We start from the raw sequence: 13,335 nt of genomic DNA, 5'->3' as shown, positions 1-13,335 counted from the left end.
TATTTAGCCTTCACAAAAGTTGGCAAAAACCGGATAGTGATCTGAAGTCGTATCGTAGATAATTGTCTCAGCGTTATACTTACAGCCCGCAATATTAGTGAATATATAGTCAATCCTTAAAACAGGATAAATGGAGCCAATTCTGCGTCCCGGCGCTGGAAATGTAGGCTTACAAAATCTGCACAAGTCTATATAACTATTACTCATTTCACGGTAGTACTCATTATATTGAGTCATGTTAAAGTCACCAGCGATAATTGCTGGACCACTATTTACTGCGAAGTGTTCACTTAGCCCTCTAACGTACTGCTGGTATCTATCATAATTAGATATAGACTTTATAGAATGAACATTAGACAACCTAATTTTATACCCTGAAATATCTGCAATTACGGAAAGTAAATTTGAAAAGTTTGCCTCTCTTTGCAATGGATACTTACTTAAAATTAATAACCCTGACTCTAACCGGCTCTCGTGGAATGGGTATAAAGCTTGTATATTATTAGTGAGTAACAAGTTGATATTTGTTACCTCTTGCAAAAATAAGATGTCAGGCTGTTTTTCAATAATGATAGTTTGTATTGGCTGGTAGTTATTATTTCTCCCCATTACACTATGAGTCATTACTGAAAACGCTGGCAGGCCTTTTAATGAATGCAATTTGCCTTCTTCCTGCTTGATATTTATCACTACCGAATAAAACAGTGCACCTGGCAGAAGGCCAAAAAGCATCGCCCTTTTCCCTATAAATACAATTGCAGCTATTGACAAAAATAGAGTCACCAACAAAAAGTAATCTAAAAAGTACGATACTAGCCTTGAAAGAAAAAACGCATCTTTAAATGCATAATTTATCAACAACAAAATATTAGAAATTGCCAAGCATAAATAAATGAGTTTATTACGCATATTTATACCTATTTGGGTTTTCCAAGATGGAAACAGTAAGGCCAAATAAAGCAAATATATAAATATAAACTCCAGCCCAAAAATGCACGGTAAAACCAATTAGCACTATGCCAACGAAAACAGCTAATAGGCCGAATAACATATTATTTTTTTCTGGTACGGATAAAATGAGCTTATGTAGCTCATAAATAAGTAAAATAACAAAACTAAAAATAACAAGTACACCTGGAAATCCATGTCTTACAGCATTAACCAACCAGAAACTATCAATACTTGGCGGCATCCAGAAAGGCCTTACCCAATCATGTAAACCTATACCAAAAATAGGGTTATTCGTAACAGATTGTGATGCAAACTCCCAAATTAGTAATCTAAAATATCCTGTTTGAGGATTAAATGTGAATAGACGAATTAACGCAGTTAAGGCTGAACTACTAGAGAGTAGCTCTAATATTAAATAAAGAAAAAAGAAAGCAATAAATATAATTTTGAAATTAATATAAGCGTATAGCTTCTTAGTATAAAAAAACAAAATTGGTACCATAACTATTAACATAAGTATTGGCGCAGATGAAAGAGCAACTAATGGCATACACCAAAAATAAATTGGCAACTTTTTATTTTTATCACGTAAGTAACCCCATAAGAGAGGTATAAGTAAAGTTAGAAATGTGCCCAACAAAATAGGATGTTCAAATGTGGCTGTTGCTCTAAGTAGCCCCATACGTATATCATTCTTAAAGTGATAGTAGTTACCAGTGATGCTTGACGACAAATCACGGATAAATCTCTCGCCAGTAAAGGCTTCGATAATTGCTAGAATGAACAAAAAAATAGCAACTTTATAGACAACATTTGTGAATGTATATAACGAGCGCCTATTTACTAAAACGATCCGCCCTAATAAGTACGCGCACACGGTTTCAATTAATAAAATAGCACTTGGCTCAATGGCACCTGGTACTGAGTGGTTTACAAACAGTGAAATACAGCACCATAAGACGTATCCCGCCAACAAAAAGTCAAACTTATTCATTTTTACTTCTGTGCTATTCGCAAATTTCACAATGAGTACGGGTAAAAGGCAGATCAAAAACAACCTTAATAAGGTAAATCGTGCACCACCAATTTCTAAAGAGAATTCTATAGGTATAATTAGCGTCAATATGAAAAAAGTCCCAATTAGTGGCTTATCCATGAGTAAGAGACCCTTTTGATGCAGACAGATATTTTCCCGAGAAATACCTCGTTGGAGAAGTATTAAGTTTCCACAAAAATTCAACACACAACTCATCAATTTGTGTTAAATGAAATATAAAATTTAGGTTTTTATCTTGCACAATAGCTAGTAAGTTATAGTTTAATAAATATTTTGTTAGTAAAGGGTACACAGAAAAAACTCTCTATTAGTAATTCTCATTCGATTTTTTATCCTTAACACAATTCCAAACTTCACAATGTGTTTTCAGAGATGTAAACCGTTTTTCCTGGGTGTGTAATTCCATTGACTTATTCATAATAAAATCAAAAAGCACCATTAATATTACCTTTAAGGTCAAATATCACACTAATAACAGTCTTCATGAATCTAATTAGAAAGTTATCCAGAACAAACAAAATAATTAGCAAGCTGAAAATACAAAAAGAGTTTCCCTAAAATAAATTTATTTTATTCAATGTAACTAGAGTACGTCTCTGTAGAATCATCCATGTCTCGATAAACTCCTATTTTAACGACCCTTAGGGGTGAACCAACTAGTAGACTATAAGGTTCAACTTCATATTTCTTTGTTAAAATGCTCCTAGCGCCAAAGGTACAATACTCTACAGTTACTGTGTTTTTCATAATTAATGAACCATTCCCAAACCAATTGTTTTTACCAATAAAAATTGGACCATAAGCTTTGCCTGCAAAACCACCAGATTCAATACTCTTTAACGGGTGGAAACCTGTATCCATGATCATACATTCCCACCCAAAACGAACGTTCTCTTTTATATTAATATAATGATAACAAACCAACTTATAAGAGCTGCTTGCACGAAATTCATCACCTACAACCAATTTCCCTTTACTTCCGATCGAAATAAAGGAGTTACTTCCAATAAAGCAAGACCCTTTGAACTCAATGACACCACCATTATTTTCAAAAGTAATTCCATTGTCAGGATATATTGAAACACAGTGCTTGCCTAACTTAATCATTCCAAACCTAACTTGAGCAGCAGAGATAACTACTTTCCCTTTTAATGATATCAATTTAGGTTTAAAAAGAAGTATAGGTAGTTTTATAGCCTGACACATTGGTAAGTATCTGAAATTAAAATAAATACTCCAAGGCAAACTTATTATTAGTGTAAAGTAAAGTTTCATTTTGTTTAACACTAAAAGCTACTCCAGTTTTAAAGTTGAATAGTCTATCTTTCAACAGTGATTTCACTATATTTTTTATTTGAGCAAAAATAATTTTCACATAATGTAAACAACAAAAAATCGACAAAAACTCTAATAGTCCATGCAATAGCAGCCCCATTAAATGAATATTCTTTTACTAAGAAATACAATAAAAGCATGTATGGTATTAGTTCAGCTAGATGAATGTATGCTGCAACCTTAGAGTGCCCCGCGGCTTGAACAGCCATATATGGTAAACGTGACAGTCCCGCAAAAAAGAGGCCTATTGCTAAAATCCTTAATGTATAAACTGATTCAGAATATTCACTACCAAGCCAAACTGTAATAATCAATTCGGATAGGATTAATATAGTAAAAGTAAATAGCGTCATTAAGATTCCAATGCCAATTCGAATCTTTTTTTTAAGTTCAAAGTCATTCGACCTTGCAAGTCTGGGAAAAGCTGTTCTGGTTATAATTCCAGGTAAAATTAATAGTCTATTAATTAACTCTGAAGGAGCTGTATAAAATGCAACTTTGCTGGCCCCAGACATAGAGGACAAAAGAAATCGGTCAATCGTAGAAAGCAACGGTGAAATCAAATTTGTAAGTGTAAGCCATCCACCATAGCTTAATAACTCTCTGACTTTTCCTAAATTAAAATATCTGCTTTTAACATTGTTCACTTCTGAGAATATGTAACTAACAATAATAATTAAAGAAATAGCTCTAGCCGCTAACAAACCAATTACTGCGTATTCCAAACTTTGCTCGTACAGTACGCAGATTAAGGGTAATACTGATAATGCAGTGCTATTAATAAGCTTTATGATTGATAACTCTTTAAATCTTTCTTTTCCCTCTAGATACCCATACCAAAGAGTAGTTAACATTAGGAGAGGAAATCCAATTGCTACAAGCAATATTGAACTTCTAGCATCATCAAGGTTAGCTTTAGACACATTCAGCAACGTAACTATTTCTTCTGAAAACATGATTAAAACTGATAGAGGCAATACAGCTAAAAAGGAAATTAAAAAACTGGAAGAGAATAAATATTCTTTAACATCTTTATCGTTCTCCCTTGAAATTGAAATACACCTTACTAGTGCTCGTGAAAAGCCCAAGTCGAAAATACTTGCATAACCAAATATAGTAAAAATCAACATAAAAAGGCCAAACCTCTCTACCCCGAGGTGCCTTGCTAAAATACCAAGAATCGGTAGCGCCAATAACATTGGAATTATATATGCTGCCGAATTCCATGATATATCCTTAAGAAATTTCATTTTTACCTTATCTTGTTACTTAATTTGAATAGAAGAACACTTTTAAATGAAATTGAATAAGCTATCGTCGATTACAAAGTTACGCAAAACAATCAACTTAATCGCTACCAAAAAGGTCTCGTGTATAAACTTTATCTGAAACGTCTTGTAGACACTTTTCCAATCTATTTGAAACAATCACATCTGAAATTTGTTTAAACTCTTCTAAATCTTTTATTACACTAGAATTAAAAAACAAATCATCTTCAAGCACAGGTTCATAAACAACTACTTCAATGCCCTTCGCTTTAATGCGCTTCATTATGCCTTGAATACTAGACGCCCTAAAATTATCCGAGCCGGTTTTCATAATAAGGCGATGAATACCCACAACCTTAGGATGTTTATTGATAATTGAAAAGGCAATATGGTCTTTACGTACGGTATTCGACTCTACAATCGAGTTAATCAGCGTGTTTGGCACATCTTCAAAATTAGCGCGAAGTTGCTTTGTGTCTTTTGGTAAGCAATAACCACCGTAACCAAATGAAGGGTTATTGTAGTGTGCACCAATACGTGGATCTAAACTTACCCCATTTATTATTTCTTTTGTATCTAGGTCATGGCTTTCTGCATAAGTGTCTAGCTCGTTAAAGTAAGATACGCGCATTGCAAGGTAAGTATTTGAAAATAGCTTTACTGCTTCTGCCTCATTAGAGCCTGTAAGTAATATTTCAATATTTTCTTTTGAAGCGCCTTGCGCTAGCAGCTCAGCAAAGATCTGCGCTCTTTCAGATTTCTCACCTACGATAATGCGTGACGGGTGCAAGTTATCGTAAAGGGCTTTACCCTCTCTTAAAAATTCCGGCGAGAAAATAATGTTGCTAGAACATAATTTTTGTTTAATGCGTTTAGTAAACCCAACTGGCACTGTCGATTTAATTACCATAATTGCCGCAGGGTTAACTTCGTTAACTTCTTTAATTACAGCTTCAACCGACGCAGTATTAAATTTATTGGTTATCTCGTCGTAGTCTGTTGGTGTTGCAATTACAACATAATCAGCATTTTTATAAGCTAATTGTTTATCAGTCGTTGCTGTTAAATTTAGTTGTTTGTTTGCTAGGTATTCTTCAATCTCTGCATCAACAATAGGCGACTTTTTGTTATTTATTAAATCAACCTTTTCTTGCACTAAATCTAATGCAATCACATTATTGTGTTGAGCTAATAAAATTGCGTTTGAAAGGCCAACATAACCGGTGCCAGCAATTGTGATGTTCATATTTAAATTCTCGAAGAATAAATTTATTAGATACAGATTAATAAGCTTTGTTAAGCTAACTAATAACTAGCCTGACAATATTTTTTATGCGATTTTTAAGCTTTTATTTTCATTAACTAAGAAGTTAGTTAATTCATTTTTAAAATCGGTCCCCAACTTGCCGCAGCGTAATGTGTATTCAACATTTGCCATTAAATAACCAAGCTTAGAGCCACAGTCGTGCGACTTGCCTTTCAAGTGATAGGCCTCAAGGCTTTCAAGCTTGCGTAAGCTGTGTAACGCATCAGTTAATTGAATTTCGCCGCCAGCACCTGGAGGAGTAAATTCAAGTAACTCCCAAGTTTTTGCGCTTAATACGTAGCGGCCTGTAATAGCTAAATTAGAAGGCGCTTCTTCAATAGATGGTTTTTCTACCATATCAAAAATGACAGCGCTGTCGCCTTGCTGCAATGTTACATCTGAGATATCAACAACACCATATTGATTAACTTGTTCAGATGGAACAGGCTCAACCATAATTTGGCTTGAGTTTTTTTCTTCAAAACGAGCAATCATTTGTGCAAGGTTGTCTTGCTTTAAATCACTTTCATATTCATCGATGATTACGTCAGGAAGTAAAACTGCAAATGGTTCGTTACCAACAATTGGTTTTGCACATAACACTGCGTGGCCAAGACCTAGTGGTTGTGGTTGACGAACTGAAATTATGGTTACGTCTTTTGGCACAATTGCACGCACTTCTTCAAGCAAGCTACGCTTAACACGGGCTTCTAGCGTTGCTTCAAGTTCAAAGCTAGTATCAAAATGGTTTTCAATTGAATTTTTAGAAGAATGTGTAACAAGTACAATTTCTTTAATGCCTGCTTCTACAGCTTCTTTAACCACATATTGAATAAGTGGTTTATCAACAAGCGGGAGCATTTCTTTAGGAATGGCTTTTGTTGCGGGCAACATTCTGGTGCCTAAACCAGCTACTGGCAAAACTGCTTTTTGTACTTTCACAATCGTTCCTTAAGTTCAAAATAGCAGTAAAGACTTTTGATGGCTTCCCTGCTAACAAAATTGAGGCGTAATTATACGTTTTTAGAGTATTTTATCAATAATTATTAGTACTTCGGATGAAGTTAATATGCATTATTAGTATAACCACATATTTTAAATAACTTTTATTTAACTTGTATTACACTTTATTACTTATTATTTAGTATTTTTAATTAATAAAGGAACAAAAAAAGCCAGCATTTAGCTGACCTTGATTAATTTTATTTGTGAAGACTATTTATTCTTTTAAGAGCTCTGATATCAATTTGGGATATTGCTTTGCCAACGCCCATGTATCGGCCATCATTTCTTCGAGGCCACGTTCACTTTTCCAGCCTAGTTCGTTAAATGATTTATCTACACTTGCATAACATGCTGCAATATCGTCACTTCTACACGGTTTTATTTCAAACTTAACCTGCTTGTTAGATGCAGCTTCAAATGCATTGATCATTTCAAGCACTGAATAGCCATTACCTGTGCCTAGATTATAAACTAAAGCTCCATAACTCCCTTATAACTTTTTAAGTGCTTTTAAATGACCAAGTGCTAAGTCTACAACATTAATATAGTCTCTAACACCTGTTCCATAAGTTGTTTCGTAATCATTACCCAATACCCCAAGACACGGCAGTTTTCCTACAGCGACTTGCGATATATAAGGTAATAAATTGTTGGGAATGCCATTTGGATCTTCGACAATTAACCCCGAGCTATGTGCACCTACAGGGTTGAAATATTTTAAAATTGCAAAACGCCACTGTTCATTTGATTTAGCAACATCTTGCAAAATAACCTCACCATATATTTTGAAGTACCATAAGGATTAGTTGTACTACCAACAGGTGATGCTTCTGTTAATGGTAACGACTCAGGGTCGTCATACACAGTAGCGGATGAACTAAACATTAACTTATAAACATTTGCCTTTTCCATTGCTCTTAGTAAGTTAAGCGTGCCTTCTACAATATTTTGATAATAGAGTGCGGGCTTCTAACCCGAACTATCAAAAGATTTCAAACTCGTAAAATGAACAACGCTGTCAATATTGTTGTAAGAAAACACACTTTCTAAAGACGCAGTATCTAGTATATAGCCTTCATAAAAACAAACACTTTTCCCAGTGATAGATTCAACGCGATTAATCGAAGCATTAGATTAATTGTCTATTACAATTACCTCATTACCTTCATTGAGTAATTCTAAAACAGTATGCGAGCCAATATACCCTGCGCCACCTGTTACTAAAATTGCCATATAATTCCTTTCGCTATTTAAGAAACTAGATTAAATTATTTTAAAAGTCTGAATTAACCAATAAACTTAAAATATAATAGCTTAAAAAGTAAAAAGCCCTCAAACGAGGGCTTTTAAAATTAATTACCGTTGGTTTCAGAAATACCGCCGCCGCCGCCGCCGCCGCCGTTACCACCTTGGTTACCACGGTTACCTGTGCGACCACCGCCAACACCATTACCAACACCATTATTGTTAGTATTAGCATTTTGACCACCCTGGCTATTACCTGGACCTGCAGCAGTAAATGAATTTGTTACATTGCTTGCAACCGTTGCATCCACACCATTCGCAACTGCGATAGATGTAAATGTATCTGAGTTCATGCCAGCAGCATTTGCAGCATCAGCGATTTGTTGTAACACATCTTCGTTAGAAGCATTGGCTTCTACAAGTTGCGCAACCAATGATTCAAGTGCTGTTGTATCACCTGAAGCTGCAGCTTCTTGTATTTGAGTTGTAACATCCACACTTTCTTCTGCGTTTACAGAGAAACTTGTGTTCGCAATTAAGCCTAAAGCTAATAACGAAGCAGTTGTTAATTTTTTCATTAAAACGTCCTTTAACAAAGCCCAGCAACTAGGTTGCATAAATTTTTTTACAATTCTAAACCTTTGGTATGAAATGTAAACACGTTTTCTTCGGTTTTTTGTGAAATATTTAATGGTTTTTGAATATAGTTTCCTTGTGCACCATCGCACCCTAATTCTTCGATCAAGCTAAGTGTCTCTTTGTTTTCTATTAAACACGTAATTACTTTAATACCTAGGCTGTGGCAAATATTATTAATAGTTTGAATAAAAAAGTTATTTTGTCTATTTATCAGCAGATCTTGGGTGTAGGTGCCGTCAATTTTAATGTATTCAACGTCCAAACCTTGTAGATATTTAAACGAGGTTAGACTAGTACCAAAATGTTCAATACAGGTATCAATACCAATTAATTTGAATTCGGCAATGGCATTTGCTGCTGCGGTTACATCATCAAGTAATACAGACTCTTTTATTTCAAAAATAAGGTTATTTTTAAGCGTGGCTTTTACTTCACTGTACATTTTTAACCAGTTTAAAAATTCTTCTGAATAAAATGCTTCTCGGCTTAGGTTAAGCGCAAAGGTTTTATCATAATGTGTTTCTTTTAACTCAATAAAACTTCTGATGAGTTTTTTATCAAGTTCCATGGTTAGGTTTAAGCGCTCTGCCATCGCAAATAACTGGGCATTGTTTACTTGCTCATTATTGTGAACAAAACGCGAAAATACTTCGTAATAAAGTCCGACTTTGTCGTTACCATTCAATTTAACTGGCTGAAAGCTAAAATTAATCTCGCCCGATGCAATAATATTATTAATAATTGCACGCCATTCGTTTAAACCAAAGCGGGTGTCAACATTGTCAGCACCCTTCACACCCTGCTGCGCAAGTGTTGATGCTGTATCAAGATTACTCAATACATCTTTTAATTCATCATGTTGGTTAAATTCAGTAATGCTTACCGTGGCATAGCCGTGATCGTACCGGTTAGAGTTTCTGTGGTTAAAGGTATGATTTAGCTCGTTTAAAAACCCATTCAAAAAAGCTTTGTCATAATCAAATATAATCGCTAGTGAACCACCTGCAATTCTGAATATTTTACTGCTATCGTATTCTTTAGTTTTATCGATAAGAATATCCGTGACTTCACTTACATATTCATCACCGGCTTGATAACCTTGTTCAGTATTAAGTTGTTGTAGTGAAGGTAAGGTGATCAAACACATACTGTGAACATCATCACTATGAATTTGTGCTTTATTAGCAGCAAAGTAACTACTAAATGCACGTCGGTTGCCAAGCTCTGTTAAGTCATCAACTAATACTTCTTTAGTGAGCTTTTCTGTTTGCTTGGTCATGGCATCGAAGTTTTTTTGTAAATTCGCCACCATTTTATTCATCGCCGCAGTCACCACTCTTAACTCTGATGTAAACGGTACATTTGAGTTTTGCTCAAAGCGCTTTTGTGACACCGCATTAGCTTGGTTTTCTAAGCTATTTAATGGTTTAAATATCGCTTTTAAAATAAAATACGCTAAGAGATAACACACTAAAATAAGTAAAAACGAGCCAATAGCAGCACGTTTTGTGAATTTCCAAATTTTAAAATACGACACACCAGGGTGGCTTGTTACATAGAGTGTTCCGGCAATTTGCCAGCCACTACTCACTTCACTGGTTTGTGTCGGCGCTTGTAAATCAACCCACTCAATAAACCAGTTAGGAACGCCCTCAATGGCCGACGGGTTATTACGCTCTAACATAACATCACCATCAGGTGACACTAATTGCATACTTTTGTAATAACCTGAGTCAAAAATTGCTGCCATCATGGTTTCGGCAATCACAATATTTTCTTCATCCATGTAAGGAGAAATTGAGAGGCCTAAACTGGTTGCAGCATCTTGCGCATGGCTGCTCATTTGCTCTTGAAAATATTCTTTGGTGCTTTCAACATTCACATATAAGCGACCAAAAAACGTGACCGTCGCTAGTAAAAATAGCAGGCCATAAATTTGAACTTTAAGGCTCATTCCCTTGTTAATTAAGCTTTGCATAACTTGCCTCTGATAGATTTGTTTCCAATGTATTTAACTCTCCCTGTTCAATGCGTTCTAGCATTTTGTTCCAAGCAGACACGCCTCTGCTATTTTTAACTTTTTTACCTAAACCTTTTGCTTTTGCAAGCCACAATCCTTGGCCGTTAAAACTGTAAATTGGTTTTAAATCGCGCCTTTTCGTTGCCGCTAAAACTTTGTGATTAAAATTATCGAGAACAAACGGCACATCTCCTGGGCTTTCAAAGTAAATTAGCACCATATGCGGCTCATTTACTGTGAGTTGTCGAACATACATTAAGCGAATTTTGTCTTCCGGTACGCCGAGTGAAATTAAACTAAAGTACTTTGCAATAGCATAATCTTCACAATCCCCCATACCTCTGCCTAGGGTTTCTATTGGGTTAGCCCAATAATCTTTTTTGCCCCAGAGCGCTTCATCCGTTTTGTATTCAATGTGCTTATTAAAGAAGTGGTTCACTTTATTAATTTTTTGCCATTCCGAACTATCGTCATGGTCTTTTAAAAAGGCTAACCAGTCTTGTGTGCGTGTAACCGCGCGTTTACCATAAACCTCTTCTACACGATTCATTAAGTCGCCAAAATTTAGCTGTTCAATATATTTAACAGCTACCACAGCAAACGAAACGAATATTAGCAGTGAAACGGCAAATCGCACTCACAACTCCTTGTTATCTTTAACGTGCGAATAGTAACTAATTTTAGCATTTGAGTCACCTTACTCTTGTTACCGCAATATTAAATATATTTTAGTTTAAAGCGTGTTTAAGTTTCTGTTAGGTTATCGGCAAAGGGTTGGTTAATTTAGAAAAGAAATAGACTGAAATAAGCGCGGTACAAACAAAAACAGCTGCACAAGCAGCTGTTTTTTAATTAAGTGTAAATTATAAGAATTTACCTAATGCTGTAACTTGGTCAAGCATACGGTTTGAGAAACCCCATTCATTATCATACCAAGCCATCACTTTAACTAACTTACCATCAACCTTAGTTTGTGTTGCATCAAATACAGACGATGCTGGGTTGTGGTTAAAATCAATTGATACAAGTGGCGCTTCGTTGTACTCAAGTACTTCTGCCATTGCACCTTCTGCTGCCGCCTTAACTGCTGCATTCACTTCTTCAGCAGTTGTGTCGCGCTTTGCAACAAATGTTAAATCAACCAGTGATACGTTAATTGTTGGTACACGCACAGCCATACCGTCTAGTTTGCCTGCAAGTTCAGGTAATACCAAACCTACCGCTTTCGCTGCGCCGGTTTTAGTTGGGATCATGCTTTGTGTAGCACTACGCGCACGGTATAGGTCGCTGTGGTACACATCTGATAAGTTTTGGTCATTGGTGTATGCATGAATCGTTGTCATGCTACCTTGTTCAATACCAATCGTGTCATTAAGCGCTTTTGCAACTGGTGCTAAGCAGTTAGTAGTACACGAAGCGTTTGAAATAATAATGCTGTCTGCATTTAACACGTCAGAGTTAACACCGTGAACAACAGTTGCATCCATATCAGTACCTGGCGCTGAAACGATTACACGTTTAGCACCTGCTTCAATGTGTTTTGCTGCTGCATCACGCGAAGTAAATAAACCAGTACATTCAAGTACAATATCAACCGCTAGGTCAGCCCAAGGTAAATTCGCAGGGTCGCGTTCTTGTACAAGGGCAATTTCATCGTTGTCGATGATTAGCGTACTCTCAGCAAGCGTTACTTTTTTGCCAAATGTACCGTGTACTGAGTCGTACTGCGTTAGGTGTGCATTTACGTTAGCTGGTGCTAGGTCGTTAATTGCAACAATTTTAATTTCTTGTTCACGATTTGACTCGTAAAGAGCACGTAACACATTGCGTCCAATACGGCCATAACCGTTGATTGCTACTCTGATCATCTTATTCACCCTTATTCACTTCACTTGCTTGGCGCGCTAATTCTTCGATTGCTTGCCAGTCTTTATTTGCGATTAGTTCTTTATCTAACATCCATGTACCACCAACGCATACCACATTTGGTAAGGCTAAGTAGTTCGGCGCACTGTTTAAGCTTACACCGCCCGTTGGGCAAAACTTAACTTGTGGTAGTGGACCAAAAATTGATTTCAACATCGGCACGCCACCGGCAGCTTCTGCTGGGAAAAACTTCAAAAACTTAAAGCCTTTTGCTGCTAACTGCATTACTTCACTTGGTGTTGCAGCGCCCGGTAAAAACGGCACATCCGTTTCGCTTGCAAGTGCTAACAGTTCGTCGTTAACCCCTGGGCTCACCATAAAATCTGCGCCCGCTTCAAGTGATGCGTTAAATGTTGCTTTATCAATTACCGTGCCGGTACCTACGTATGCGTCTGGTAATGCTTGTTTAATTTGTTTTATTGCTTCTACCGCAACAGGTGTGCGTAAAGTAATTTCTAGCGCACGTAAACCACCGTTATAAAGTGCAGTCGCCAGTGGCACTGCATCTTCAAGGTCATTAATTACAACAACCGGTACAACTGGTGCTGCTTGAAGAATGTTCTCAATACTCATTATTACTTCC

Annotated in this window: 11 protein-coding genes and 1 pseudogene; all 12 read right to left on the bottom strand. The window is 36.2% G+C overall.

Features of this window, described 5'->3' with window-relative positions:
- Positions 1-3: 3 nt before the first annotated feature.
- Positions 4-909: an endonuclease/exonuclease/phosphatase family protein gene (locus OM33_RS09920; RefSeq protein WP_038641302.1), complete on the bottom strand. Its 906-nt coding sequence runs from the start codon at positions 907-909 to the stop codon at positions 4-6.
- Positions 902-2,107, bottom strand: a complete 1,206-nt coding sequence (locus tag OM33_RS09915; protein ID WP_038641300.1) for an O-antigen ligase family protein — start codon at positions 2,105-2,107, stop codon at positions 902-904. The genes OM33_RS09920 and OM33_RS09915 overlap by 8 nt, the downstream gene beginning before the upstream one ends.
- A gap of 471 nt (positions 2,108-2,578) precedes the next feature.
- The gene (locus OM33_RS09910; RefSeq protein WP_038641298.1) at positions 2,579-3,283 is read right to left on the bottom strand and encodes an LbetaH domain-containing protein; all 705 of its coding nucleotides are present in this window, start codon (positions 3,281-3,283) and stop codon (positions 2,579-2,581) included.
- Positions 3,284-3,327: 44 nt separating this feature from the next.
- A complete protein-coding gene (locus OM33_RS09905) occupies positions 3,328-4,593 on the bottom strand; it encodes a flippase (RefSeq protein WP_052140967.1) in 1,266 nt (421 codons plus the stop codon).
- Between the two features lie 97 nt (positions 4,594-4,690).
- Positions 4,691-5,857 (bottom strand): nucleotide sugar dehydrogenase, encoded by a 1,167-nt coding sequence (locus OM33_RS09900; RefSeq protein WP_038641297.1) that lies wholly within the window; start codon positions 5,855-5,857, stop codon positions 4,691-4,693.
- An 84-nt stretch (positions 5,858-5,941) separates the two neighbouring features.
- The gene (galU, locus tag OM33_RS09895) at positions 5,942-6,859 is read right to left on the bottom strand and encodes a UTP--glucose-1-phosphate uridylyltransferase GalU (protein WP_038641295.1); all 918 of its coding nucleotides are present in this window, start codon (positions 6,857-6,859) and stop codon (positions 5,942-5,944) included.
- A 300-nt stretch (positions 6,860-7,159) separates the two neighbouring features.
- A pseudogene (galE, locus tag OM33_RS09890) lies at positions 7,160-8,155 on the bottom strand (UDP-glucose 4-epimerase GalE).
- Positions 8,156-8,274: 119 nt separating this feature from the next.
- On the bottom strand, positions 8,275-8,745 hold the full coding sequence (locus OM33_RS22050; protein WP_052140966.1) for a hypothetical protein: 471 nt from the start codon (positions 8,743-8,745) through the stop codon (positions 8,275-8,277).
- A 47-nt stretch (positions 8,746-8,792) separates the two neighbouring features.
- A complete protein-coding gene (locus OM33_RS09880) occupies positions 8,793-10,784 on the bottom strand; it encodes a bifunctional diguanylate cyclase/phosphodiesterase (RefSeq protein WP_038641293.1) in 1,992 nt (663 codons plus the stop codon).
- Positions 10,768-11,463 carry a transglutaminase-like cysteine peptidase gene (locus tag OM33_RS09875; RefSeq protein WP_038641291.1) on the bottom strand — a complete coding sequence of 232 codons (696 nt, stop codon included), beginning with the start codon at positions 11,461-11,463 and terminating at the stop codon, positions 10,768-10,770. The genes OM33_RS09880 and OM33_RS09875 overlap by 17 nt, the downstream gene beginning before the upstream one ends.
- 226 nt (positions 11,464-11,689) lie before the next feature.
- Positions 11,690-12,694 carry a type I glyceraldehyde-3-phosphate dehydrogenase gene (gene gap, locus OM33_RS09870; protein WP_038641289.1) on the bottom strand — a complete coding sequence of 335 codons (1,005 nt, stop codon included), beginning with the start codon at positions 12,692-12,694 and terminating at the stop codon, positions 11,690-11,692.
- 1 nt (position 12,695) lies between these two features.
- The gene (locus OM33_RS09865) at positions 12,696-13,325 is read right to left on the bottom strand and encodes a bifunctional 4-hydroxy-2-oxoglutarate aldolase/2-dehydro-3-deoxy-phosphogluconate aldolase (protein ID WP_038641287.1); all 630 of its coding nucleotides are present in this window, start codon (positions 13,323-13,325) and stop codon (positions 12,696-12,698) included.
- Positions 13,326-13,335: the final 10 nt, after the last annotated feature.

Source organism: Pseudoalteromonas piratica (genome assembly GCF_000788395.1).
Taxonomy (GTDB): domain Bacteria; phylum Pseudomonadota; class Gammaproteobacteria; order Enterobacterales; family Alteromonadaceae; genus Pseudoalteromonas; species Pseudoalteromonas piratica.
Note: the sequence above shows the minus strand (reverse complement) of the source record. Positions and strands in the feature narration are given on the sequence as shown.